The organism is Sorangium sp. So ce327 (genome assembly GCF_051530205.1).
GTDB classification, from domain to species: domain Bacteria; phylum Myxococcota_A; class Polyangia; order Polyangiales; family Polyangiaceae; genus Sorangium; species Sorangium cellulosum_B.
The window spans coordinates 1,007,813-1,033,769 of the sequence record NZ_CP150330.1 but is presented as its reverse complement, the minus strand read 5'-3'; the positions used below and the strand labels follow the sequence as shown (position 1 = coordinate 1,033,769).

Below are 25,957 nucleotides of genomic sequence, written 5' to 3'. Positions count from 1 at the left end.
CATGGAGCGGCCTTGCGCTCACGGTGCGGCTACAAGGAGCGCAGCGCAAAACACTGTACACAGCGCTGAGAGGAACACCCTCACCGAGGGAAGACACGCGAGCCGCTGCGCCGATCCGGGGGATCACCTGCCTGCCACGCCCCACACCTCCGCGAGCGCGAGGATGCGGGCATGCTCCGGCACCGCCTCGAGGAAACTGCGGCGCAGGTCGGCAGACTCGATGGCGTCCGCCTCGGCATGCAGCTGATCGCGGGCAGCGACGAGCGCTGCCCGGGCCGCGTCGACGTCACCGCAGGCGTGGAGCGTCTCGGCCCAGGCGAGGCGCACGAGCGCTTCGTCTTCATCGAGACCTCCGAGGCGCTCGACAAGCTCGATCGCCTCGCGTGCCGCGGCAAGCGCTTCCACGGCGCGCCCGGCTCGGAGCAGGGTTTGGGCGAGCGTGGCGTGCGCGATGGCCTGCAGAGCGGGATACGCCTGCGTCTCGCCGATCGCGGTGGTCGCCTGCGCGCACGCCTGCGCAAGATCGCCTAGAGCGAGCAGCGCTTGCGCGAGCAGCACCCTGGCCTGGGCCATCTGCCTGCCATTGGCGAACGCTCGCGCCTCCTCGATGACTGCGGCCGCCAGCATCATGACATCGGCTCCCTGGCCCCGTGCCATGCCGATGTGCCCTAGATAGATGCTGGCCGCGTTCGCCGCATAAGGCAGGTCGAGCTGAGCCGCAACCCGCTTTGCCTCATGGAGCGTCGATTCTGCCAGTCCGTAAGCGCCAAGTCGCCTTTGCGTCACGCCCAGATTCACGCACATCAGGCACGCGTCCCGCAGCGCGCCGCCGCGCTCGTAGGCCTGAAAAGCAGCCTGGGTGAGGTGCAGTGAGAGCTCGAGTCGACGGGGCGTGAAGCACGCCACATTGCTCCTCGTGGCGTAGATATGCCCCGCCAGGCCGGGCTCCAGATGTTCCGGCTGCACCCCGTCCATGACCCGCTCGAGGCCCTCGGCCGCGGCGTGACGCCCGAGCTCTCGCAACCATGTCGCGGCGCTGGACCAGGCGAGCACGAGATCCCGGTCGTGCACCGCATCCATGCGGTCTAGCGGCAGCGACAACGCCACCGCCTCGAGCTGCTCCGTGTTCCCGAGCGCCCCGCTCGCCCAGGCGAGCATCGCCAGCGCGGCATACGCCACCCTGCTTCCCGCGGGCGTCAGGCCCACCGCCGCCCGGGCTGCGCGCTCCGCGTCCACGAACGCGCCGCGCCAGTTGTGCGCGGTCGCCGCGAGCGCGTGCAGCCGCCCGGCGGCATCGTCCCCCGGCGCGCAGGCCAGCGCCCGGTCGACCCGAGCGAGCGCGCCTTCGAGGTCGCTCGCCTCCAGCGCCTGCTCCGCCGCCCGCTCGTAGCACCGCGCCGCCGCCTCGATCGCCTCGCCGTGCTCAAAGTGCTCTGCCAGCACCAGCGCGTCGCGCTCGCCGGCCTCCTCCAGCCACACGCCGGCGAGCCGGTGGCCGAGCCGCCGATCCACGTCGGTCAGCATGCTGTAGGCCGCCTCGCGCACGAGCCCGTGCCGGAAGGCGAACTCCGCCTCGCCGGCGAACCGTGGCTCGGGCTGCCGCACGATCCACTCGCGCCGCTCCAGATCCGCGAGCCGTGCGTCGAGCGCCGCGCTTCCCTCCTGGCGGAGGCCCAGGAGGCGCGCCGCCGCGCCACGCCAGAACACTTCGCCGAGCACGCTCCCAGCGCGCAGGAGCCGCCGCGCCTCGGCGTCGAGGTCCTGGAGCCGCGCCTGCACCATCGCCAGCACCGTCTCCGGCGCCTCGCGCGCGTCCCGCCCCTCGGCCGAGGCGCGCACGAGCTCCTCCACGAAGAACGGGTTGCCCGCGGCGCGCCGCACGATCTCCGCAACGTGCTCCGCGTCGGAGCGATCGCCCAGGGCGGCCTGCACCATCCGCTCGCAGGCCCGGCGGGGCAGCTCGCCGAGCCCGATCTCCATCGTGCCCCGCCCGGCCCAGAGCGCAGGGAAGGTCGCTCGCACCTCCGGCCGCGCCAGCGCGAGCACCATGAGCGGCTGTTCCTCCAGGAGGCGCAGCGCCGCGTCCATGCACTCCACGGTCGGAAGGTCGCCCCAGTGCAGATCCTCCAGCACGAGCAGCAGGGGGCGCTCCCGGCACTCGGCGCGGACGAAATCGACCCACGCCCGGCGGAGCTGGTCGCCCATGAGCAGCGGATCGCGCCGGGCCGCGCGCAGCTGCACGCGCCCCTCACCCGGGAACGGCGCGCCGACCATTTCTCCCAGGAACTCGGTCACCCGCTCGCGGAGCGCCGGGTCCACGTGCCGGGCCACGCGGGCCGCGAGCTGCTCCCGGCGGCGCTCGAGGGGCTCGCCGTCGATCAGGTGAACGGCGCGGCGCACCACCTGCCCGAGGAGGTCGAGGGGTGCCCCTGCGCGCGCGGGATCCGCCTGCGCGATCCATATCTCGGGCGGCTCGGCCCGCGCCCTGAGCCGCCGCACGAGCTCCAGGCGCAGGCGCGACTTGCCCATCCCCGCCGCCGCGATCACGAGCCCCGCCCGCGCGCAGGGCTCGCCTGAACACTCGTCGAACAGGTCCTCCAGGGCGCGCAGCTCCCGATCGCGCCCAACGAACGGGGTGGGTTTGCCGAGCAGCGTTCGCGCCTCATCGAACGGATCACGCTCGCCGACGACCGCTGACGCCCGGGGCCCATTCGCGATCTCGAAGCCCGGCCCGAGGAGGCTGGCCGTGATCGCGTCGACGAGCACCGGGGCCTGAGCTTCCGATGCGCCGTCGCCCGGCGTCCTGGCGTCGCCGCCGACGAGCAGCGCGGAGGCGCGGTCGATGACCGGGCCGATGGGTTGCCCGCCGCCGAGCGCGTCCCACCCGGTCGCGACCGCCAGGCGGGCGCCGGGCAGGAGCTTCCGCAGCGCGAGGCCGCACCGCACGGCGCGCGCGGCCAGGTCGATCGGCGTCGCCGCGCCCGTGAGCACCGCGGCGACCCCGCCGTCCTGCAGCGGCTCGAGGCGGCCGCCGTGCTCGGCCGCCGCGCGGCGCAGGTCCACGAGGGACGGCGCCGTCCTTGGCGGCGCCGTGACCTTCCCTCGCGCATCGATCGTGGGGGCCTCCGCGCACGGCGCCGTGGCGGCCTCGCTGCGCGACCCCGTGGAGGAGGCCTCGCTGCCCATCCGCATGGCCTCCTTGGGCCACAGCGCGGCGTGCGTGGCCGAGAGGAAAGCCACGCCCACCCTGGCCAGGATCACGCTGACGAGCCCCCGCTCGCGGCGCGTGAGCGCCGGCGCACACAGCTCCTCGACCGCGTGCTCTGCCGAGCGCGCCGCGAGCGCGCTGGCCGCCGCGGCCGCGTCCTCGGGCCGACCTTCGCGGTCCTTCGCCATGAGCCGCGCCGTGAGCAGGTCGACGGCCTCGGGCACCTCGCCCCGCAGGGCGCTCGGCCTCGGCGCGTCCTCGAAGAGCACCTTCACGAACACCGCGAACGCGTGCTCGCCCCAGTAAGGCGGCTGGCCGGTGAGGCACTCGAACAGGATGCACCCGAGCGCGTACACGTCCGCGCGAGCGTCGATGTCCAGCTCGCCGCGGATCTGCTCCGGCGCCATGTAGGCGGGCGTTCCAATGGGCACACCGGGCTCGGTCAGCCCGCCGGTCGCTGCCGCGTCGCGCGCGATCCCGAAATCGAGGAGCTTGACCCGATCCAGCTGACCGCCCTGCAGGAACAGGTTTGCCGGCTTGAGATCGCGGTGGATCACGCCGCGGCCGTGCACGAGCGACAGCGCCTCGGCCACGCGGTGGACCAGGGCGAGCCCCTCCTCGACGCCGAGCGGCCCGCGGGCGAGCCGCGACGCGAGGTCCTCGCCCTCGAGCCACTCCATGGCGAGGTAGTGCTGTCCCTGGTCAGAGACGCCGTGGGCGACGAGGCGTGCGATCGCCGGATGCCGGAGCTCGGCCAGGAGCCGCGCCTCCCGCTGGAACCGCGCGACGAGCTGCGCGTCCGAGTTCCTCAGGAGCTTGAGCGCGACCGGCTCATCATCCTGCCGATCGCGCGCGCGATAGACGTCGCCCATGCCTCCGGTGCCGGCGAGCCGCTCGAGCTCGAACCGACCGGCAAGGATCTTCGGCGACTCCCCCCTGTGCATCCCCTGATGATACCGCGCCAGGTGCCCGGTACGCGTGATGAGAATCGGAGGCGCGTGGCGATGACGACACGGCGCATTCCTGGAAGGACAGAATGCGCTCGTCGCACGGACATGCAGTCGCCGGCGGGCTCACGCTCGGGGTCTCGCCAGCGGCGAGTTCGAAGGAGCGGACCTTGACGGCCTCGAGCCCGCCGATGTGCACCTCGACGGCGCCGCCACCGGAGGTCTGGACCAGGGGAGCGAGCCGTGATCTCGATGGCTCAGAGTCTGACCACCTCGGCGATGATCTCCACAGGATCTTCCTCGTCAGGAACGTGGAAGTGAACCTCGAAGATCGCTGCCTCGTCATCCTGCATGAACAGCGTGGTGGTCTCGCCCGGGGGAAGCCGGAATTTCTCGTGTATCTTGTCGTCGACGCCATCGATCTCTTTCGCCGACACCTTGTTCCCCTCACCGAGATCGGGGCTCCTGTAGAAGCCGGGGTTTCTGTAGGTGTAATCGCGGGGAACGGTCGGGCTCTGGTCGGAAGGCCGGAGGTCGCTCTCGGCCACGAAGTACAGATGGGGAGCGGCGCCTGGAGCGCTGCGACTGTAGAAGAAATCGAGCGCGGCGTTCTTCTCCCAGTACCGGCCCACGACGTTCTCCGCGATCTCCCTGGCCCGGCTCTGCAATGCCTGGCGAAATCCGGTGGTAACATCCTCGGCGGTGATACCGAGACCAACACCGTGGAGCGCGTAGACGGGCTGGGCGTCACCCTCCGTGATCTCGGGGTCGCCATCGCCTGTCGGGTCGTGGACAGCGACCTGTGCCACCTCGGTGATCAGCTCCCAGAGGAACTGAGCGTTCGGCACCCGAGGCGGCCGATCGGGCGGGGTGGAGAGGTCAAAGTTGAATACCGTCCAACCGAGAGGATCGTCGCCTTGCCCGATGTCCACGCCCAGCGCGCATTCCCCGCTCGATCGCCAGTAACACGACGTGAATTCGCGATCGCTGTACGCGAGGTAGGCCGCCTTCGCCACGATGGGCTCGAGCAGAAACGGGGAAGCCTTCCAGATCGTTCCATCCCCTACCGGCGCATCGGGAGAATTGCCATGGCAAGCCGGCGTCTCGGTGCAAGACGGCACGCTGCTGGGCACCTCGCGCAGCGCGATCCGGAGGTCGATTATCGGGGACTCTGCGACACCGGTGATCCGAAGCTTCTCGGCGTCGTTGAAATCGAACCGGAGCGGCGCATCGCCCTCCTGGACGAACATGTCGCCGCCGCCCCTCGACAGGTCGACCCCCATGACCCGGCGGAGGCCGGACTCGGCGACGATATGCATCTCGAAATCGGGCCGGAGCAGATCGCTCTTCGTCGTGAACGTGCCATCGTCCCTGACGAGCACGCCCGGATGATCACCGGAAGCGCCCAGCTTCTCGGAGAGCGGCGTGAGATTGTTCAGCGCGTCGTGGAGGGAGATGGGCAACTTCTGACCATCCATGTCAGGAATGGCCGGATGCGTGCCGAGCGATTGATGCTGGAGCGCGCGAATGAGCTCATCCGCCGGCAAGAACGGATCGGTCCGCGAGGCACCGAGAGCTTCGGCGAGGATACTGGCAAAATCGCGCGAGAGAACCCCTGAGTTGCTGTCGAAGAATCGCTTAAGCTCATCGAGCGACGTCCCGGTCATGTCGGCGTTGGCGGGCGTCATGGTGAGCAGGCGAAGGAACGCGAACTCCGGCGATGTCCGCCATTCCGCCCCGAAGCTCTCGCCCAGCAGCGTCAGCGAGCAATCGTAGCGGGGGTCCACGGCATCATTCCGCCACGAAGCACCACACGCGTTCTGGATCTGATCGAGCGCGCTCCGGAGCAGCCGCTCGGTATCGAGATCAAGGAGCGTGAGCTGCGCTGCGCCGTCATCGCCCACGAGATCGAGCGTCTTCTTCTTGTCCAGCGTGAGCTCCGTGGTGGGCACCTGCTCATCGTCGATGCGTATGCTGAAAAACCGAGGTTCTCCGAGCGTCGTGTCGCCGCCCTGGCCGCCTGAGCCGGATCCCCCCGCGTCATCGCCAGCGCCACCACCGTCGCCGCCAGCACCGATTCTGTAGCTGTCCCAGTCAGCCCCGACGATCTGGGCGCACCCTGCCATTAACGTGATAGCCATGCCTAGGCCTATCACGCGATTCCTCAGGTACACCTCTACCATGAACCCCAACATCCTTACATTGGAGCACCATGTCAAGCGTTATCGGCAGCGCGCTTCCAGCGAGGGACGGCTATCCCCAGCTTTGCAGCGCAGCGCGGCATTGGGCAGCGCAGCTCGATTTGACCGAGCACGGTGCAACCTGGCGCGCCACCCCGCCCACGTTGCGGCGCCCGTCGCGCGTTCCGCACGCGCTGCGGGAGCGCGGCGCCGCGCAGGTGACCCGAGCGCGGCTTTGCCGTGGTGCCCGCCGGCACGCTCGACACCAATCTCCCGGCGCCCGCCCCACGGCGCGGTCGCTCAGGTACCCGGACGCCGCACGGCCCGGAGCGCGTCTCGCCGAGCGAGCAGCCACGCGTGCGCCTCGCCCTCCGTGTCGAAGAACTGCTGAGGATAAGGCTGTCCTGTGAGCATTTGCACGCCCTTCGCGAGGAGCGCCACGATCACGCGCATGGAAAAGCTCGCTCCGATCATCGCGACCGCATCGACGCGCGCTCCCCGCATTTCTTCCGTCACCGCCTTGCGCGCCAGCGCCGAGACAGGGCCCATGTGACGCGCGTCGGCGAGCACCAGGACGTCGCGGCCGCCCTCCGCCACGCGCCGGATCGCGCCGAGGACAGCGCGCACTCGGTCTTCCGTGACCTCGCCGTGGATCGCCACCCGAACGATGCCGTCGGGATCGTTACGAACATCGGGGCTCGCTGCGTTGAGGCCGAGATCGCTCATACCAGCCATACTAGCGCCTCGGCTGCGCGGCGGGGCGCAACCTCTCACGGTCCGCCGAGCTCAGCTGGATGTCCGAGGCGAGCCCGACCGCCGCGATCACCCGATCTGCCACGGCACCGTCACCGTACGGGCTGTCCTGGAACGCCCCCGAGCACACGCGCGATCGCTCAGGTACCCGGGCGCCGCCCGGCCCGGAGCGCGTCTCGCCGAGCGAGCAGCCACGCGCGCGCCTCGCCCTCTGCCTCGAAGAATTGCTGTGGATAGGGCTGGCTCGTGAGCATCTGCACGCCCTTCGCGATGAGCGCCGCGATCACGCGCAGCGAAAAGCTCGCTCCGATGATCGCGACCGCGCCGATGCGCGCGCTCCGCACCCCGTCTGCCGCCACCTTGCGCGCCGGAGCCAGCATAGAGCCCATGCGACGCACGTCGGCGAGCAGCAGGACGTCGCGGCCGCCCTCCGACGCGCGCTGCAGCGCGGCGACGAGAGCGCGCGCTCGATCTTCCGTGAGCTCGCCATGGATCTCCAGCCGCAGGATGCCGTCGGGCTCCTCACGAACATCGAGGCTCGCGTCCTCGGTGCCGAGATCGCTCATGCTCCGCATGCTAGCGCCTGTGCGGCGAAGAGATCCAAACGTTTCGGACACGTCAGGCCCCAGCTGCGCAACCTGCCCCGGAGGCACAGAGCATTCCCCTGTGCGTTGCGACCCCCTCCTGGGAAAGCTACCTTGTATCAACAGCTGACCCGCACGTCGAAGTGGCCGCCTTCACTCCGCGGCTCCGCCGTCGCCCGACGCTCTTCCGAGAAGGCCGGAGCCAGTCGTCAACACGACGGAAGCCGCCGCTCGGGCCCGCGCGCCCTCCCGGCCGTCCGGGCCCGGCTGGATGTCCGAGGCGAGCCCCACCGCCGCGAGCGCGCGGATGGACAGGAACCCGAGGTCGCGTTGCCCCGGCGCAAACCCCTAGCGGGCGGCGCGCGGGAAGGCGTGGTGGTTGTTGTGCCACCCCTCGCCGAACGTCACGAGCGCCACCCAGCCCACGTTGCGGCTCCCGTCGCGGGTGTCGAACGCGCGGCTGCCGAAGCGGGGCGCGTGGCAGACGGAGTTCACCAGGTAGGTCGCATGCATCCAGCACACGAGCGGCACGAAGAACACGAAGGGCACCGCCGCCCAGCCCAGGGCGAGCCCCGTGAGCAGCACCGCCGCCACCTGGGGCGCGAACCGCCACCGGACAAGCCACCGATAGTAGGGATCGTCGACCAGATCGCGGCAGTACTTCTCCGGATCGCGCGGGTCGGTCGAGCTGTCGTCGATGATCCACCCGATATGGGCGTACCAGAGGCCGCGGCGCGGCGAGTGGATGTCACCCTCGCGATCGGTGTGAGCGTGGTGGCGCCGGTGGGTCGCCACCCACTCGATCGGGCTGCCCTGGCCGCTGATCATCGCCACCGACACCAGCGCGTACTCGACCCATTTCGGGCAGCGGAACGCGCGGTGCGAGAGGAGCCGGTGCAGGCCGACGACGGTGGAGAGCTGGAGCGCCGCGTACAGCGCCGCGGCGAGGGCGATGAAGGTCGCCCGGATCGGCAGGAACAGCCCCAGGGCGGCGAGGGCGTGCACCAGGGTGAAGTAGGCGATCGCGACGCGGCTCGCTCGGCCCTTCATGGCAAAGCTCCCCCTCGCCTCACGCGGCCGCGCTGGAGCGGCCCGCCCGGCGGGGCCGGATCCGCGCGAGGCCGCGCGGATCGGCTCTGCAGGACGACGCCTCGATGCGCTGCGGCTCGAGGCCGAGCTCCCGCATCTTCTCCGCGTCCCAGGCCTCGATCGGATCGCGCCCGGCGATGTAGCTGCGTGATCGGTTGGCGAGCGGCGCGCGCAGGCTCATCACCTCGGGCGCCGACATGACGACGCACGCCTTGTAACGGGGCAGATCGCTCGTCATCAGCCGATTCCACACGTGGCGGCCCACGTTGTGGAGGCTCCCCAGCGCGCGGCTCAGGCGCTGGAAATGGTCGATCACCTCCGAGGGGTCCAGCCGGGGCGGGCGGTGGCAGAGGGTGTATCCATCGAGGTCCCGGCTGATCACCCCGGGAAGGAGCCGCCCCTCGGCCGCCACCTGCGCGAAGAAGGGCGTCTCCGGGTACGGGCAGACGATGCCCAGGAAGGTCGGGCAGTGATCGCCGAGATCATGCAGGTACTCGGGCACCCGCTCGAGGTACTCGTTGGTGTCCCCGTCCGCGCCCACGAGGAGCCCGAAGGAGAGGACGATGCCGCTCGCGAAGGCCCGCTGGATGACCTCCCGGACCTCGCTCAGCTTGTTCTGGCTCTTGTTCATCGAGCTGATCGACTCGGGGTTCAGCGACTCGAGCCCTGTGTAGACGTAGCGGCACCCTGCCCGCCCCATGAGGCGGACGAGCTCCGGGTCGCGCAGCACGTTGAACGTGAGCGCGCAGCCCCAGATCTTCTTGAGGGGCATCAGCGCCTCGCAGAGCTCGCGCAGGTAGCGAGGCGAGCCCCCCAGGTTGTTGTCGAGGAAGCTGAACACATTGTTGGTCACCCCCGGGATGCGCTGGTTGAAGATCATCCGGTCGCGGATGTCCCGGATCACGTGGTCGATGGGGCGATAGCGATACTGTTCGTGCCCTGTCAGCACGCAGAAGTTGCAGGAGAAGGGGCAGCCGCGCGACGCCTCGATGCCGGGCAGGCGGACGAGGTTGTTCCGATAGTCGACAAGGTCATAGCGGTAGGTGGGGATCTGCTCGGGGGGCACGGGCGGGAGCGCATAGACGGGCTGGAGCTCGCCCCGCCGGAAGTCGGCGATGAGGGCCGGGAGGTTGGCCTCCGGGTCCTCCGCGACCACGGCGTCGAAGTACTGCAGCGCGTCCGCGCGGAAATGGCTCGCGTGCCGCCCGCCGGCCACGGTGGTCATCCCTTGCCGCCGGAACAGCGTGGAGAGGACCTTGGTGTGCTCGTAATAGGCGTGCAGGTACGAGAAGAACACCAGGTCCCAGTGGCGGTCGAGCGGGATGTCCGTTTCCTTCTCGTTATAGAGCTCGATCTCGGCGTCGGGCGGGCACAGGGCCGCGAGCAGCTCGGGCACGGACGATTGCATGATCGAGCGCTCCTTGCGGAGCAGTCGGCTCGGGTGCGTATAGGTCGAGATGATTGCGATGCGCATCGAGGACACTCCTGGTTCAGTTCAGGACGTATCACACCCTCGAGGCAAGGAGGACGGAGACGAGGAGGCGGGCAGGAGCGGCACAAATGAGCCCTACACTGGGCAGGGGTCAGCCCAGCGAGCACTCCACACGACATGAGGACACAGGAGGAACCTTGGTCGGGTCAGCGGGACACCTTCCGCGGGGACCGCGGTGACACTCCGAGCGCGAGCTACAACGTGGCCGACGCGCGGTTCTTCACCGTCGCGTTCTGCGCGCCCTGCGGCGGCACGGCCCCGCGCCAGTCACCCGAGCGCGACTTCGCCGTGTGCCGGTGAAGGGGAAGGTGAACAGCGATGACAGGAGCGTCCAATAAGGCCGTTCGGACGTACCCTGAGCGGGCCCTGGCGATCTCGTGGTCCGGTGCTCAGGGCGGCGGCTCGAAGACCACGCCGTTCGCCTCGCACATCGCGACGATCAGGCGCATCGGGATGCCCTGGTTGTAGCCGGGCTTCTTGAATGCGTCGTGCTGCGGGTCGCCGGCCTGGTGAAGCGCGACCAGGTCGAGGCGAGCGTCGAGGCACGGCGAGCCCGAGGAACCGGACAGGGTGTTGGTGTCATAACGGACGCGCCGGGGGCCGATCTTGAGAAAGTTCCCGAACGTGAGCTGCAGCTCCTGGCCCTCGGGATGCTGGAGGATGAACGCGCTCCCTTCCTCGACCATGAGCGCAAGCGCGTCGTCCTTCATGGCGCGGAACCACCCGCGGGGCCGGCCCGGCAGCGCCTCCTCCGAAGCGCCGACGGAAAGGCGACCCACAGGTGCCGCGAGGCGAATGAGCGCGAAGTCGAGCTCATCCTCCGCGGGCTCCTGGTCGCCCGGATTCGCCATCTCGTCGACGGCGCTCGGCGGCGACGAGAGCACGAGCCAGTCGTCGGCCGGGTCCACGAGGGTGCCGTCGAGTACACTCACTCCATCCGTGGTCCGCTTGTAATCGAAGCGGAACCTGAGCTTCCCCTTCACGCTCGGCGCGCCGATGAGGGACTGGACCACGTGGTGGTTGGTCATCAGCAGATCGGGCCCGACAAGGAAGCCGGTGCCGTTGGGGCGCCAGCCGCCGTTGATCTCGAGCTCGACCCGGGCGATCGCCGACTCGTGGCGCGCGAGCTGGGTACGCCACACCGCGACATTAACGAAGGGTGTCCTCTCTCGGACGATCCTCTCGAGCCGCGTGGCGGCCCCCTGCACGCGGGCGATCAAGCCGCGCTTCTCGGCGAGCTTCACCAGCGCGGCATCGTCGATGCGCTGCGCGAGCAGCGCGGCCAGCAGGGGATCGAGCCAGTTGCCCTGCGCTGCGGCCGACACCACGCGGAGCGGGTCGTTGGTGGCTGCGCCGAGCGCGGTCGCCTGCGCCGCGAGGCGTCGCTCGACTGCGCTTTTGAGCTCGCTTTCCCTCCATGAGAGCAGCGCCGCCGTCACCTCGACCGCCGCCGCCCCGAGCGGCTGGGCGAGCGCGCGATCCAGCTGCTCGATCTTGGCCTTGAACACCTCGCCCTCGATCATGTCCCTCGTCCGCGCGTAGGCGTTTCGTAGCCACTTGCGGAAAGGGATGGTGCCGTCGGCCAGCCTGTCCCGGTTGAGCCTGCCGAGATCGATCTGGAGCTGCGCTGCCGGACCGCCGCCCGTCGGGATGGAGAGGAAGTAGCCCGGCGAGAGGGTGGCGAACAGCGCTTGGCGGTCCGCGACAATGCCGCTGTTGATGGCGGCGTGAAAGATCGCCTCGATATCGTCGTCAGATAGGTAGGGGCCAGGCACGGTCGATCTCCTTGTGATCAGGGCACGAGCCCGAGGGTCTGGAGAGCACGCTCGAAGGTGGGGGTGGCTGCCGGCGCGGACGAACGCGCGAGCATCAGGGCGGCGCGGAGCCAGGAGCCGAGCGGGCCCGGGGCATCGGCGGCGAGGACGCGCAGATCAGAGCGGAGCTGCGGCCCGGCGCCGGACAGCTCGGGCAGGCGCGGGATCGTATGCTCTTGAGAACGGACGGCCTGCCGGAGCTCCGTCGCGGCGCCCGGCTTCGCGGCGGCCAGCTGATCGAGCGCGGCGCCGATCTGGTCCAGGTGGTCCTCGGCGAAGAGCGCGCTGGCCTTCGACAGCGAGGCGCGCTCCCAGCGCCCGAGAGCGGCGAAAAGGCGCTCATGGATCACCGCGCCCCCGCGGCGCAACCACAAGTCGGCGATGACATCGCCGAGCTCGAAGTCCTTCGCCACGAGGCTCGCCAGGATCAAGTTCGCATCCTCGCGGTGATAGGCGGCCTTGAGGACAGCGAGCCAGGTATCGCGGGTCGAGCCGGAGGCATCCACGCCGAGCGCGCGGGCCATCAGATTGACAGAGCCGCGCTCACGCGTGCCCAAGGCCAGCGCCTCGGCGTCACTCTCAATCTCGAGTTCGCTGTGGCTCCCCAGGCCGAGCACCTCGAGCGCGCGCCGGATCGGCTGCGCGGACGCTTCGATGCGGCAGAGCACCGCGTAAACGTAGCGGGCGAGGTCCGGGTCCGCGCGGAGCGCCTCCTCGTCGCGCAGAATCGAGCGCCGCCCCGTGTCAAGGTCGTAGCGCTGGAGTGCGCCGCCCTTCTCGAGCCAGTAGGCGAGCAGCGCCGTTTCGTACGGCTCGCCCAGTGGTACATTGATGGAGAGCGCCTGCGCAAGTCGCTCCCAGACGGCGCGCGCACCCTCGCCGAGCTCCGCGATCATCGCCTGCATCAGCCGCGCTCGAAGGACCTCCGCCGCGACCCCGAGCGCGGTGGCGCGGGCGGCGGCCTGCTTGGCACGAAAGGCGGCGAGCGGCCGCTGGTCCGCGCCGAGGGCCTGAATCGCGTCCGCTTCCCTATCCGACAGGACGATGGACAGGAACCACGGAGCGTCCTCCGACCCTGCAGTGGCCCATACCCGCTCCCGCACCCGGCGCACCGGATCGACGGCCTGAAGGGGAGCGGCGTCCATGAACGCGAGGAGGCGCCCATGGCCCTTCTCGTCGAGCCACTCTCGCGAGCGATCGGGGAGCCGCTCCTCGGGGTCGAGCCGCAGCGCCTCGCCGACGCCGGGGACCCAGAGCCCGTCGAGGACCTCGGCGGGCTCGCCCAGCCGCAGGCGGTGGTAGAGCTCCTCGGCGCGCGCCTCGGGGCCGGGCTGGCGCCGGTAGAACTCCGCCGCGGCGGCGTCGACGCGGCGGACCAGCTCCGGATCGTTCTGCTCGATGAGATCGAGCGTGATGCGCCGGAGCTCCGGCCGGTGCACGAGCACGTCGGGCTGCTCCGAGTAGGCCAGGAAGACCTCCTTGCGCAGCGCCTCGAACAGATCGCGCACCTGCTCCTCGGTGCTCGCCTCGACCTCGGCGATCGGCGCAAGGATCTCCCGCAACAGCGGCACGGTGACGCGCCGCAACACCAGGCCTGGGCGCGCCAGCTTGCAGATCCGCGCGTCGTGGAGCCGCTCGAGCACGCGGTCGTAGAGGACCGCCTGGACGAGGCGCTCCGATACCTTGCGGAGCGCCTCCTCCAGCTCCGCTGCGCCGTGCCGCGCGAGGAAGGTCGCGCCGACGGACAGCGTGAGCGGGACGCCCCGGGCCACCGCGACGAGCTGCGCCACCGCGCGCGGATCGGTCACGCCGAGGCTCTCCAGCATCCCCTGCGCGGCCTCGTCGTCGAGCGGCCCCAGCGCGAGCTCGCGCGCCCGCTTTCCAGCGACCTCGAGCTCCCCGGCAGGCGCGCGGCCGAGGATGACGACACGCACGCGCGCCGTCGCCTGGACCAGCGCGTCGAGCCACTGAGTCGGCGTGCCTTGCGGGCCGCCAGCGCGGAACTGGACCTCTTCGAACGAGTCGAGCACGAGCAAGAACGGCGTATCTCCCAGGCGCCGGCACGCCTCGTCGATCGCCGCGGCGACGTCTGCGGCGGCCTCGCGCAGCGCATCGGGCGACGACAGCTCGCGCGACGCGATCGGGTTCGCCCCGGCCACCGCGCCGCCCGGCGCCACGAGCGCGATCTGGCGCAGGATCTCGGCGTAAAGGCTGGCGGGCTTGCGCGACTCGAGGATGGCGCGATCGAAGTCGAGGTACGCGAACGGGACGCGCACCGCCCCGTCGACGCCGACGCAGCGATCGAGGATGAGCCGCGCCGTGAGGGCCGACTTGCCGCTCCCGCCGGGGCCGTGGATCAGAAGCACGGCCGGCGCATCCGCTCCCGCGTCGAGGTGCTGCGCGAGCTGAGCTAGCTCGCGGCGCCGACCGCGGAAGTGCAGACCTGCGAGGCGCCCGAACGGATCGAGGATGCGGCGCGAGGAGAGCCGCCGATCGAGGTCTTCTGCTGTCGGGAGCCCGGGGACGAAGGGCCGGAGCGACTCGGCGAGGGTGCGCAGCCACTCGAGCTCCTGCGTCGTCATCCGCGCGGGATCGACGCCGCTCCCGCCTTCGAGCAAGCGATCCAGGAGCGCTTGCGCGCCCGTGGACTCGACAGCGTTCTGCCGCCGCGCCTCGCGGAGCCTCTCGAGCGAGCCGAGATCGCGGAGGGCCTCGGCGCGCACCCCGCTCTTGAGCGCCCACCGCGACGTGCCGTCGCCCTGCCGCACCGAGACGACGTCGTCGAGCAGGAGCGAGCGCGCCGTGCGCCCATGGTGCTGCCTCGGGAAGGGCACGAGCGCGCCGGGCTCAAAGGACCAGAGCACCGCCGCGCTCCGCAAGTAGGCCTGCCGCGCCGCCTCGTCGCCGCGCCGGGCCGCCTGCTCGTCGTCGATCTTCGTCCGCACGTCGTGCGAGGTCTGCAAGCCGTGATAGCGGCGCACCTCGTCCCAGAGGTCCGGCCGGCGCTCCGAGAGGTCCGCGAGAAACGCGTCGATCGACACGCCACGATTGATGCTCTGCTCGGGGACGCCCAGAAGGTGACGGCTGATCAGGTGCATCCCGAGGATTTCGCCCCGGGTTGTGATGATCGGACCTCCAATAGAGCCCGGGTCGAGGCTCACCTCGTAGAGGAGCGCCCCCTGGTCCCCCTCCTTGAGCTGGCCGAAGCTCGCCATCACCTCAAGATGCCCGTGCGGGCACGAAAGGAGGAACACCCACTCAGACCGCGTTATTTCCACGGCGCTCGCCGAGGTTGGTTTCAATGGCCTGACCTCGACGGGCTCGCTCAGGCGGAGCATGGCTACATCATCATCCCTGCTGCCGAAGTATTCGAGTACCGCGCGGATGCGGAAAGAGCGGGATGGGTCGCCGACCGTCATCAAGTCGACAGACATCTCCGTTATGCGTTTGCCATCGAAGTGAGGGTTGGTAGGATCCACAACGTAACCGGCGGTGAGAACGAGCTGGGGCGTGAGCAGAAAGCCCGAGGCGAAGAACTCGAGCATGCCCGAGCTGGTCCCGATCCTGACGCCGATACGCACGACCGCGCGCATCGCCTCGAGCAGCGCCGCTAGCGTGCGACCGCTCAGATACTCCGTCTGCCGGATGATCACGGCACACCCGCGAGCGCCGCGCGGGTGCGCGCCTCGAGCGAGGGGCCGAGGGCCTTCAGGAACTCCGCGCCGGACGGGTCCAGGCCGCCGAGGAGGCTCTGGAGCTCCGAGGTCAGCGCCTCTTCCGTGAGCGGCTTACCGGCGAGCTCCCCGTGGAGCCACAACAGGTAGTCACGGACATCCGCCGCGCGAATCGTGCCGTACACGAGCCGATCCCACTCGATCGCGCCGGCGGGGATCGCCTGCGGCGAGTCGATGCGCGGGTAACCGATCAAGACCAGCCGCATGCCCATGGTCGTGGGCGCCAAGAGCTGCATCAGGTGATCGCAGAGCTCGACCACCGTGCCGGTCTCGGGCCCGATCTCGTCCAGCACCACCCAGAAGCGCCGCACATTCTGTTGCCTCAGCGCCGCCTTGCCCGCCGCGAAGATCCGCGAGCACTGCTTGCGGTACCAGTGCGAGTCCGGCGAGGGCACGGGCTCCACCTCCCACGCCTCGGCCCCGAGCTGAAGGAGGATCTGCTCCGCCGTCACGGCGGCGCCGAGCTCGCCGGTCCCGAGCACACACACGTAGGGATGCCCGTGGGTGGTGGCGATGTGCTGGACGAGATCGGCGCTCTTCGACTTGCCGCTCTTCGTCTCGCCGGTGATGAGGAGCACGTTGGGCCGCTCCGCCTCGTGGAGCATCTTCAGCGCGGTGCGCAGCGGTCCGCGATCGAGGACGACGCTCCGCTTCCAGAGCAGGCGCTCAATCCATGGATCGCGCGTTGGGTCGGGGAGCGCGCGCTCGTAGACGCGGGCGACGAACAGGAGGTCCTGGCTGTTGGCCTCGTACGCCTTCAGGATCTTGAGCAGCGTGCGGGGATCGCGCTGGTCGAGGTGATCGAGGATCCCACGCAGGTCGCTAGCGGGCGACGCTCCCTCCGACACCGCGGCGATCAGCTCGGTCGAACTGAGCCCTGCGAGCGCCGCGCGCATGGTAGCGATGCTCGGATTCACCGAGAGCAAGGCGTTGACGATGGTGTCGACTTCCGGATCCTTGAGGCGCATCCCGATTCCCTTTTCAACCTCGCCGTTCGACCCGGCGCGAGTCTATCAGCTTCGCCCTGCGGCGGGGCGGGACATCGGGCGCGCTGTTCACGCCGCAAAGCAAGGTGCACGCGGGCCGACCACGGGACGGATCGCTATTCGGCAAGGCGCCGGCCGATCTGTCAAGGACCCGTCGCGGATCGACGAGCGGCGCAATGTCTATGCCGCCGAGGAGAGCAGGTAGATGGCGGCGCCGCGGCACCGCCGGTGGCACCGGCGCCGTGCGCCTTGAAGGCGAGCGGGAGCCCCATGTACTCTTGAGCGCGCCCGTGTCCGGGCGAGGAGGCGTTCGTGCCGTACATGGATCAGGACGACGTCCACGAGATCCGGGAGGGCGATTGACCCTTGTGGCACGGGCATGTCTACGGAGCGCGCGCGGTCTATCGCGACGGCAGCGCCGTCGCGGGGGCGTCGTTCGCGTTCGAACGCGGCACCGCGCCAACGCCGGAGATCGCGCTCATCACCGATGACGAGGGTCGGCTCTCGGTCGCGCTGCCCGAGGGGGTGTTCCACGCGGTCCTGAGGACCCGGAGAGGCCATGTCGCGCGCGCCGTCCTGCGCACCGACGCGCTGCCGCCGAACCTGCTGTTCCGGCTCGACGTCCACGCAGGGCAAGAGGAGGAGACCATGAAAGAGGGTATCGCGTCGATTTCGAACGACCAGGCACCGCCGAGCCGCCGGCTCGGCAGCGTGAGCAACACCGACACGGAGATCGAAGGGATGGTCGAGCCGCCGCGCGAGATCGCGTCGCTGCCCGGCGCCGCCGGCACGGATGCGGGCCCGAGCATCTCCGCGCCAAGCCTGCTCGTGCGCGGCACGGAGCCGCTCCGGCGCTCGACGCACATACGCTCGGCGCTCGAGTCCATCCTCGGCCCGGACGAGCGCGTGCGCATCCTAGACACCGAGGCCGCCCCCTGGCGGATGATCTGCTCGCTCTCGATTCGAGGCCAGAGGGGCGGCGCCGTCGGGACCGGCTGGTTCGCCGGCCCGAGGACGATCGTCACCGCGGGCCATTGCGTGTACCACCCGATGCTCGGTGGCTGGGCGAAAGACATCACGATCTTCCCGGCGCGCGACGGCAAGCGCGCGCCGCTCGGCCAGCTCGCGTCGAGGCGCTTCTCCACGACCGATCGGTGGTTGACGCACCTGGACCCCGACTTCGATTACGCGGCCATCCACCTCAGCCCGGAGGCGGAGGAGATCACCAGGAAGACCGGGTGGTTCACGACCGCCGTGCTGAACGACGCCGGCCTCGCGGGGCAGCGCGTGAACCTCTCTGGATACCCCGGCGACAAGGGGATCGACGAACTCTTGGGCACCGAGCAATGGTTCCACGCCAAGCAGATCGTGCACCTGACGCCGCACCGCATGTTCTACGACATCGACACGATGGGCGGGCAGAGCGGCGCCCCCGTGTGGCTCCACCGGGACGACGGGCCGAAGGTCGTCGGCATCCACGCTTACGGCGTCGGCGCCGCGGCGCACCTCAGCGTCCAGGCGAATTCGGCGCCGCGCATCACCGAGGAAGTGCTCGGGGTGATCCGCGGGTGGGTGAACAAGGCGTGAGGCCGGGCGCGGACCGGGGGCGTTCGGAAGAGCGGCAGAGCAAGCCTGGTGACTAACATCCTCAGGCGCTGAGCCGCCTCCGGACATGGTGCGCGCGCGGCGGCGCATAGAGCTTGACGGCGTTACCTCAGCGGACGATATTCAGGATTTCTGGTCGCAAGCCCTGCGCCACACTCCGCCAGACGATGCCGAACCCGCGCCTGCTAAGCTTCGATCAGATCGGCGAGATCTACGCAGCCGCCGTTGAGGCGGGGCTCGACAAGCACCGCGACAGCCTCCTCGCAGGGCTCGATCCGTACTTGACGGCGGGGATGAGCTCCGCTGGTGCGCCAGGCGCTCAGCTCTTGACGGACCTCAACACGCTCAACGGGGAACGGCTCGCGGATGGGAGCGCGCCGCTCACTACCTGGCTCAAAAATGCGAAGCGGCTCGCGGGCGGCGTCGTCGAGGCGAACGTCTTCGAGCGCATGCTGCAGGCCATCCCCGACGAGCCCGGGAATCGGCAGCGCCACGTCGTTCACAACATCCCCTGCCGGCCAAACACCCAGTTCGTCGGCAGGAGCGACCTGCTCGCGCGCCTGCGCGAGCTGCTCGCTGGATCAAAGCCACCCGCGGTCAGCCTGTGTGGGCTCCCGGGGATGGGCAAGACGCAGATCGCCCTCGCCTATGCGCACGAACACCTCGACGCGCGCAAGACGGTCCTCTGGGTCAACGCCAAGGGCCCCGAGCTCACGGCCCGCTTCGCGGCTCTCGCCACGACGCTCGGCCTGCCGCGTCCGCCCATGGAGCTCGTCACCGAGACGGCCGCGGCGGTCCGCGCCGCGCTCGAGCGGGGCGGACCTCACCTGCTCGTGCTCGACAACGTCGATGACCGCACATGCTATCTGCGTCACCTGCCTCGCGTGGGGAATACGAGGGTGCTCATCACGACACGTCGCACCGATCTCGATGGCACGCTCTACATCAACGTCGAGCCGCTGAGCAAGGATGTCGCGCTCGCCTTGCTGCTCGGTACGGAGCGCTTCGACGACCGAGAGCGCGCGGCGGCGAACGAGCTCGCCGAGGCGCTCGGCTACCTGACGTTCGCGCTGATGGTCGCCTCGCATCTCCTCGCCAAGAGGGTCCGCACCCCCTCCACGCTGCTCGCCGATCTACGGAGCAAGGACGCGTCGCCATGGCTCGATCGGCCCGAGTTCGACGTGGTCTACAGCAACGACCAGAGCATCAGCCGCCTCATCGACGCCAGCGTGGGCCAGCTCGACCAGGCGAGCCCGCTGGATCGGTTCGCGCTCCAGGTCCTGCTCGTCGCTGGCTGGTTCGCCCCGATGCGCATCCACGGCGACCTCCTCTTGGACGCCGCGCGCCGCGCCGTGCAGCCGGCGGACGCGGGGGAGAGCTTCAGCGAGGCGCTGGAGCGCCTGCTCGATCTCGGCCTGGTCCGCTACGACGCGCCATTCGTGGTATTCCACCGGCTCATCCAGCGGTACGCGCGCGACCGCGATCACAAGGTCCAGAACGGCACGGCCGAGCGGGCGGCGAACGACGCGCTGGCAAACCTCGTAAGGAGAATCCCCAGCGACCCTCTCTCGCTCCTCCAGCTGGCGCCGCATCGCCCGCACATCGAGCACACCGTCGAGAGGCTCGTCTCCGCCGCCCCCGTCCAGCCGGAGAGCATCGAAATGACGCTGCGGCTCGTGCAGCACCTGCTGGTGATCGGCGAGTACGCCCGAGCCGCCGAGCTCGCCCGTCTCGCGGCGAAGGGGGCGGACGCGACGCCGCTCCTCGGCGAGCTCCTTCACGAACAGGCCCGCGCGCTGGAGCGGCAATGGAAGCACGATGACGCGCTCGCGCTCTACCGGCGAGCGCTCGCGATCAAGGAGGCGACGCTCGGCGACGCGCATTGGAAGCTCTCGTGCACGCTCGGCGCCATGGGGCAGGTCCTCTGCTACGAGGGCCGGTACACGGAGGCGCTGCCGCTGTTCGAGCGCGCGGAGCGGATCGTGAACGCGACCCCGGACATGCCGCGCCGCGAGGTCGCGGAGGTGGACATCCTCGCGGGGCGCGCGCACATCCTTCGCGAGGATTACGGCCGCGCCATCGCGCACCTCTCGAGGGCGCTCGGGCTCCTCACGTCCGAGTACGGTGACACGGAGCGGCCGGAGCTCTCCCACGCGCTGCACGCTTATGGGCGAGCGCTGGCCGGGCAGGGTCGCTATCCCGAGGCGATCGACGCGCTCGAGAAGGCGCTGCGGGACAATGAGCGGCTCCTCGGCCTGTGCCATGCCGAGACCGCGCGCAACCGGCACGCGCTCGGCTGGGCGCTGATGGCGCAGGGCAAGTATGCGGACGCCCGAGAAGCCTTCGAGCGCGCGCTTGCGATCAAGCGTCAGCTCGCGATCAACGAGGCTACCCCGGGAACCGATGGTCCGGAGACCGCGCGGACGCTGCACGCGCTCGGCTGGGTGGCGATCTACCAGGGTCGTCTCGAGGAGGCGGTGACCCATCTGGAGGCGGCGCGCGCGATCCAGACCCGCACGCTGAAGCCGAACAATGCGTACGCGGCGAGCACGCAGTACGCCCTGGGCTGGGCCTTCGCACAGCGGGGCGAGCTCGCCCGGGGCCACGAGCTGCTCCAGGGTGCGCTCGCCGCGCTGCGAGGCGAGCCGGGCATGGATGCCGAGACCGAGCCTCTCGTCGCGCGGGTGCTCCAGGCGCTGGCCTGGGTCCTCGCGCGGCGTGGGCAGCCCGAAGAGGGCCTCCGCGCGATCGATCGCGCCGTCGCGATCGCGGATCGCACGCTCGGCGCGGAGCACGATCAGACGCTTCAAATGCGCTTCGAGAGAGGCCGGCTCCGCCTCGAAGCCGGAGATGCCGCCGGGGCGGACGAGATGCGCTCGGCGGCGAGCGGGCTCGCACTGAAGCTCGGCGACGAGCATCCCGTCGTCCTGGGGCTGCGGTCGCCACCATCCCTCGAGATCGCCGGATCCAGCGGACCTGCCACGATCACCTAGCGTCTCGGCACCCTTGCCCCCACGCGCCGGAATCCGGCAGGCGGGCACGCACGCCTTCACCACGAAGGCAACCGATGGGGAGGTGGGGAGAACGGAGTCTTGCATCCCAGCGCCGCCCGACGACGCGCTGTACTTCTTTACCGTCCTGCCGAAGGACGGTAAAGAGAGCCTCTCTTACGTGGACCTGCTCGGCGAGGGTTCTCTCGATACGTGCAATGGCATCCCTATCCACGATGCGATCGTCCCTGTTCGTCCAACGAGGGCGCAGCCCCCTCGCCTCACGCAGCCGCGCTGGAGCGGCCCGCCCTGCGGGGCCGGATCCGCGCGGGCGGGCACAGGGCCGCGAGCAGCTCGGGCACGGACGATTGCATGTTCGAGCGCTCCTTGCGGAGCAGTCGGCTCGGGTGCGTATAGGTCGAGAGGATTGCGATGCGCATCGAGGACACGCCTGGTTCAGTTCAGGACGTATTACCCCCTCGTGGCAAGTAGGGCGGAGACAAGGAAGCGGGCAGGAGCGCCACAAATGCGCCATACGCCGGGCACGGGTCAGCCCAGGGAGCACTCCACACGACATGAGGGCACAAGAGGCACCTCCGTCGGGTCGACGCCACCCCCGCCACCCGGTCCTCGATCGCGCCCTGGGTCCCGCACCAACGGCGGGCCGGTCACCACCCCGCCACCCCCGACCCGGGTCGGGTCACGCCAGCCTCGGCGAACACGACGGCGAACCGCACGAGGACGTGTCGTCTCTGTTGCGACTCCCCGACAAACTTATCATCGAATCGAAACATCTCCTCGCGCAGCATCCCGGGCTCCGGGGGTCGGCCGGACTGGCCAGTTGCGATTTCATGGAGACGTGACATTCACAACGCGCATTCCAGCGTAGCGTGAAAGTGGCCGCTGCTGTCTGCTTCGGCCATTCCTTGCAATCGCCTTCGAAGGCCAACAGGTGTCATCGTGCTAAAGTTACCCTTGTTCCCGCGCGCCCTCTCGCGCGCGGGGTATTCTCTTCTTCGGCGTGACCGCGTTCGATGGACGGCGGCCATGGCGCTCGCGACCGCCTGGGGCTGCGGCGGCTCACCTGAGCCCGGTGAGCTCGGGGCCGCCGAGCAGCCCGGCGATCTCGGGACCGCCGAGCTCGCCGCCACCCTCCCGAGCGGGCGCGTGGTCATCAGCCAGGTGTACGGCGGCGGGGGCAACGCTGGGGCCGTCTTCACGCACGACTTCATCGAGCTGTTCAATCGGTCGAACGAACCGGTGTCGCTCGCGGGGTGGTCCATCCAGTACGCCAGCGCCAGCGGGACGGGCGCCCTCGGGGCCACGACGACCCAGCTCACGGAGCTGCCCGCGATCACCCTGCAGCCCGGACAGTACTTCCTCGTGCAGGAGGCCGGGGGCTCGGGCAGCGGTGCGCCGCTCCCCGCCGCCGACCTCGTCGATCCGACCCCCATCAACATGAGCGGCTCGGCCGGCAAGGTCGCCCTCGTCCGGCAGGCCACGGGCCTCGGCTGCAACGGCGGCACCGCGCCCTGCTCGGCGGCCCAGGAGGCGCTGATCGAGGATCTGGTCGGCTTCGGCGGGGCGAGCTACTTCGAGGGCGCCGCGCCGGCGCCGGCGACCGCCAACGCGACGGCGTCGCTCCGGCAGGGCGCCGGCTGCCAGGACACGGGCAGCAACGTCGACGACCTCTCGACCGGGGCGCCTACCCCCCGCAACACCTCGACCGCCGCGCTCGAATGCGGCGGCGACACCCCACCGGCGGTGACCTCGACGGCGCCCGGCGACGGCGCGACGGGCGCCGACCCGACCGCGAGCCTGAGCGTGACGTTCAGCGAGGCGGTCGTCGCGGCGGAGGCCTTCGAGCTCTCCTGCGCGGGCAGCGCGCGCCCGATCGCGGTCAGCGGCGGCCCCCTCGCCTTCACGCTCACGCCGGCCGAGCCGCTCCCCCCGGGCGCCGCGTGCCTCCTCGTCGTGCGGGCGAGCGGCGTGCAGGAGCAGGACCCGGGGAGCAACGGGACGATCGACCCCTTGCCCGCCGACGTCTCGGTCTCGTTCACCACGGCGCAGGCGGCACAGGCGCTCGCGATCCACGACATCCAGGGGCGCGCGCACCTCTCGCCGCATTCGGGCGCGGTCGTGAAGACGACAGGCCTCGTGGCGACCTTGCGCAGCAACGGCTTCACCGTGGAGTCGCCGGCGCCGGACACCGATCCGGCCACCTCCGAGGGGCTGCTCGTCTTCACCGGCGCCGCGCCGTCGGTGAGGGTCGGCGACCTCGTCGAGCTCACCGGCGAGGTCACGGAGTACCGCGCCGGCTGCGCGGACCCGTGCACGCCCTCCCGCGGCAGCGCGTACCACAACCTGACGGTCACCGAGCTCGCCCGCCCGCAGATCACCGTCCTCTCGAGCGGCCACGCGCTGCCGGCCCCGGTCTCGATCGGCTTCGCGCCCGGCGCGCGCCGCCCCCCGACGCAGGTCATCGAGGACGACGCCAGCGGCAGCGTCGAGGCCGCGAGCGGCTTCGACCCCGAGGCCGACGGCATCGATTTCTGGGAGAGCCTCGAGGGCATGCGGGTGAGCATCAACGCCCCGGCCGTCGTGGGCCCCACCCGCGAGTTCTCGAGCTCCGGGACCGCGGAGATCGCGCTGGTCCCGGGCGACCGCGACGCGGCCACGGGCGACGCGGCGGGCCTGCGCAGCGAGCGCGGGGCCGTCGTCGTCAGCCCCGGCGACTTCAACCCGGAGCGGATCCTGCTCCAGGTGCCCCTGCGCGCCTCGCCGCCCGCGCTGGACGTGGGCGCCACGTTCGCCGGGCCGATCGTGGGCACGGTCGACTACAACTTCGCCAACTACAAGCTCTTGCCGGTCGACGAGGCGCTCCCCGCGGCGACCTCGACGCTCTCGCGCGAGGTCACGTCGCTCGGACCGCGGACCGCCGACGACCTCGATGTGGCCGCCTTCAACGTCGAGAACCTCGATCCGGGCGACCCGCAGGACAAGTTCGATCGCCTCGCGCGGATCCTCGTCGAGAACCTCGGCAGCCCCGACCTCGTCGCGCTCGAAGAGGTCCAGGACAACAGCGGACCGACCAACAATGGAGTGGTGGACGCCTCGACCACGTTCGCTCGGCTCATCGCCGCGATCGCGGCCGTGCCGGGCGGGCCCAGCACCTATCAATTCCGCAGCATCGATCCGGCCGACGGCACGGACGGCGGGGAGCCCGGCGGCAACATCCGCGTGGGCTTCCTGTTCCGGACCGACCGCGGGCTCGAGTTCGTCGATCGCCCGGGCGCCGGCGCCCTGACGCCGAACGAGGTGCTCGGCGGCGCGGGCGGCGTGTCGCTGCGCTACAGCCCCGGCCGCATCGACCCGGGCAATCCGGCCTTCGCCAGCAGCCGCAAGCCGCTGGCGGGCGAGTTCCGCTGGAACGGACAGCCGCTGTTCGTGGTGGCCAACCACTGGAACTCCAAGGGCGGCGACGAGCCGCTCTACGGGCGCTTCCAGCCCCCGACCCTCTCGAGCGAGGCCCAGCGGCGGCAGCAGGCCACCGTGGTGGCCGGCTTCGTGCGGCAGATCCTCGACAGCGATCCTTCCGCCAACGTCGTGGTCCTGGGCGACCTGAACGACTTCCAGTTCTCGGCGCCGCTCGGCATCCTCAAGGACGCCGGGCTGACGACGCTCATCGAGACGCTCCCGCCGGAGGAGCGCTACACGTACGTGTTCGACGGCAATGGCCAGTCGCTCGACCACGTGCTGGTCAGCGCCAACCTGGCCGGGCCGAAGCTCATTGGCTTCGACGTCGTCCATGTCAATGCGGAGTTCGCCGACCAGGCCAGCGACCACGACCCCGGCGTCGCGCGCTTCCGCATCGCGCCCGACATGGATGGCGACGGCGTGCCCGACGCGAGCGACAACTGCCCTGCCGAGCCCAACGCCGCTCAAGGCGACTCCGACGGCGACGGCCTCGGCAACGCCTGCGACCTCGAGTGCATCAGCGTTCGTCGCGGCGCGTTCGGCGCCGTGCAGGACTCCTTCGTCGAGGGTCCCACGACGGGCTGGGCGTACGGCGCGTATCCCTACCTCATCACCAGCGCGAGCGCGGTCCAGCCGGCGACGGCGGTCCTCGCCTACGATCTGTCGTTCATCCCGGAGGGCTCCAGCGTGACCTCGGCGACGCTATCGCTGTCTTATGCCTGGAAGCCCGCGGGCAGCGTCGTGACCGTGCACCGCGTGAACGGCGCCTGGGAGGAATCGACGCTCCATGGGGGCGGGTTCAGCGGATACGGCCCTGCCGTCGAGGCCTCCCTCGCCACGCTGGCGCAGACCGACGCGTTCGTCACCGCCGATCTGACGTCCCTCGTGCAGGGCTGGGTCGATGGCGCTCAGCCGAACCACGGTGTCGCGCTGGTCGACGAGAGCAACAGGACGGACTTCCGCGCGAGCGAGTATCCCGACGCCGCGCGCAGGCCGAAGCTCGACGTCTGCTATCACGCGGCCGAGTGATCCGCCGGATCGACAGCGCGCGCCGCGATGGACGCCTACACGTCCACCGTCGGCGCGACGCGCGTCCAC

The 25,957-nt window shown here is 70.4% G+C and carries 14 protein-coding genes; 4 read left to right on the top strand and 10 right to left on the bottom strand.

Features of this window, described 5'->3' with window-relative positions:
* Positions 1–123: 123 nt before the first annotated feature.
* From WME95_RS03805 to WME95_RS03780, 6 genes are all read right to left on the bottom strand, one after another.
* Entirely contained in the window at positions 124–4,152 is a 4,029-nt protein-coding gene (locus tag WME95_RS03805) for a serine/threonine-protein kinase (protein ID WP_437907047.1), read from the bottom strand.
* Positions 4,153–4,412: 260 nt separating this feature from the next.
* Entirely contained in the window at positions 4,413–6,296 is a 1,884-nt protein-coding gene (locus WME95_RS03800) for a hypothetical protein (protein ID WP_437907046.1), read from the bottom strand.
* A 339-nt stretch (positions 6,297–6,635) separates the two neighbouring features.
* The gene (locus tag WME95_RS03795; RefSeq protein ID WP_437907045.1) at positions 6,636–7,061 is read right to left on the bottom strand and encodes an STAS/SEC14 domain-containing protein; all 426 of its coding nucleotides are present in this window, start codon (positions 7,059–7,061) and stop codon (positions 6,636–6,638) included.
* Between the two features lie 167 nt (positions 7,062–7,228).
* On the bottom strand, positions 7,229–7,654 hold the full coding sequence (locus tag WME95_RS03790; protein WP_437907044.1) for an STAS/SEC14 domain-containing protein: 426 nt from the start codon (positions 7,652–7,654) through the stop codon (positions 7,229–7,231).
* Between the two features lie 366 nt (positions 7,655–8,020).
* Entirely contained in the window at positions 8,021–8,722 is a 702-nt protein-coding gene (locus tag WME95_RS03785; RefSeq protein WP_437907043.1) for an acyl-CoA desaturase, read from the bottom strand.
* Positions 8,723–8,741: 19 nt separating this feature from the next.
* Positions 8,742–10,235: a B12-binding domain-containing radical SAM protein gene (locus tag WME95_RS03780; RefSeq protein ID WP_437907042.1), complete on the bottom strand. Its 1,494-nt coding sequence runs from the start codon at positions 10,233–10,235 to the stop codon at positions 8,742–8,744.
* Positions 10,236–10,370: 135 nt separating this feature from the next.
* On the opposite strand from WME95_RS03780, the gene WME95_RS03775 reads away from it, so the two are divergent.
* Complete coding sequence (locus WME95_RS03775; RefSeq protein WP_437907041.1) at positions 10,371–10,553, top strand: hypothetical protein; 183 nt, start codon at positions 10,371–10,373, stop codon at positions 10,551–10,553.
* Between the two features lie 89 nt (positions 10,554–10,642).
* Here WME95_RS03775 and WME95_RS03770 read toward each other — a convergent pair whose 3' ends face one another.
* Genes WME95_RS03770 through WME95_RS03760 form a run of 3 tightly spaced genes read right to left on the bottom strand, consistent with a single transcriptional unit; the run spans position 10,643 to position 16,769 of the window.
* A complete protein-coding gene (locus tag WME95_RS03770; protein ID WP_437907040.1) occupies positions 10,643–12,028 on the bottom strand; it encodes a trypsin-like peptidase domain-containing protein in 1,386 nt (461 codons plus the stop codon).
* A gap of 17 nt (positions 12,029–12,045) precedes the next feature.
* On the bottom strand, positions 12,046–15,720 hold the full coding sequence (locus tag WME95_RS03765) for a trypsin-like peptidase domain-containing protein (protein WP_437907039.1): 3,675 nt from the start codon (positions 15,718–15,720) through the stop codon (positions 12,046–12,048).
* Positions 15,717–16,769, bottom strand: a complete 1,053-nt coding sequence (locus WME95_RS03760) for a hypothetical protein (RefSeq protein ID WP_437907038.1) — start codon at positions 16,767–16,769, stop codon at positions 15,717–15,719. Before WME95_RS03760 ends, WME95_RS03765 begins: the two co-directional genes overlap by 4 nt.
* A 384-nt stretch (positions 16,770–17,153) precedes the next feature.
* On the opposite strand from WME95_RS03760, the gene WME95_RS03755 reads away from it, so the two are divergent.
* On the top strand, positions 17,154–18,374 hold the full coding sequence (locus WME95_RS03755) for a trypsin-like serine peptidase (protein ID WP_437907037.1): 1,221 nt from the start codon (positions 17,154–17,156) through the stop codon (positions 18,372–18,374).
* A 185-nt stretch (positions 18,375–18,559) separates the two neighbouring features.
* Positions 18,560–21,385 (top strand): tetratricopeptide repeat protein, encoded by a 2,826-nt coding sequence (locus tag WME95_RS03750; protein ID WP_437907036.1) that lies wholly within the window; start codon positions 18,560–18,562, stop codon positions 21,383–21,385.
* 278 nt (positions 21,386–21,663) lie between these two features.
* Here the strand turns inward: WME95_RS03750 and WME95_RS03745 are convergent, their stop codons facing one another.
* Positions 21,664–21,822: a hypothetical protein gene (locus WME95_RS03745; RefSeq protein WP_437907035.1), complete on the bottom strand. Its 159-nt coding sequence runs from the start codon at positions 21,820–21,822 to the stop codon at positions 21,664–21,666.
* A gap of 607 nt (positions 21,823–22,429) precedes the next feature.
* Between WME95_RS03745 and WME95_RS03740 the strand changes: the two genes are divergently transcribed.
* A complete protein-coding gene (locus tag WME95_RS03740) occupies positions 22,430–25,888 on the top strand; it encodes a DNRLRE domain-containing protein (protein WP_437907034.1) in 3,459 nt (1,152 codons plus the stop codon).
* The last annotated feature ends 69 nt before the right edge of the window (positions 25,889–25,957 follow it).

Coding starts and splice junctions, on each gene's coding strand:
- WME95_RS03805 (WP_437907047.1), bottom strand. CDS start 4,152: ATGCACAGGGGGGAGTCGCCGAAGATCCTTGCCGGTCGGTTCGAGCTC.
- WME95_RS03800 (WP_437907046.1), bottom strand. CDS start 6,296: ATGGCTATCACGTTAATGGCAGGGTGCGCCCAGATCGTCGGGGCTGAC.
- WME95_RS03795 (WP_437907045.1), bottom strand. CDS start 7,061: ATGAGCGATCTCGGCCTCAACGCAGCGAGCCCCGATGTTCGTAACGAT.
- WME95_RS03790 (WP_437907044.1), bottom strand. CDS start 7,654: ATGAGCGATCTCGGCACCGAGGACGCGAGCCTCGATGTTCGTGAGGAG.
- WME95_RS03785 (WP_437907043.1), bottom strand. CDS start 8,722: ATGAAGGGCCGAGCGAGCCGCGTCGCGATCGCCTACTTCACCCTGGTG.
- WME95_RS03780 (WP_437907042.1), bottom strand. CDS start 10,235: ATGCGCATCGCAATCATCTCGACCTATACGCACCCGAGCCGACTGCTC.
- WME95_RS03775 (WP_437907041.1), top strand. CDS start 10,371: ATGAGGACACAGGAGGAACCTTGGTCGGGTCAGCGGGACACCTTCCGC.
- WME95_RS03760 (WP_437907038.1), bottom strand. CDS start 16,769: ATGCGCCTCAAGGATCCGGAAGTCGACACCATCGTCAACGCCTTGCTC.
- WME95_RS03750 (WP_437907036.1), top strand. CDS start 18,560: ATGCCGAACCCGCGCCTGCTAAGCTTCGATCAGATCGGCGAGATCTAC.
- WME95_RS03745 (WP_437907035.1), bottom strand. CDS start 21,822: ATGCGCATCGCAATCCTCTCGACCTATACGCACCCGAGCCGACTGCTC.
- WME95_RS03740 (WP_437907034.1), top strand. CDS start 22,430: ATGGCGCTCGCGACCGCCTGGGGCTGCGGCGGCTCACCTGAGCCCGGT.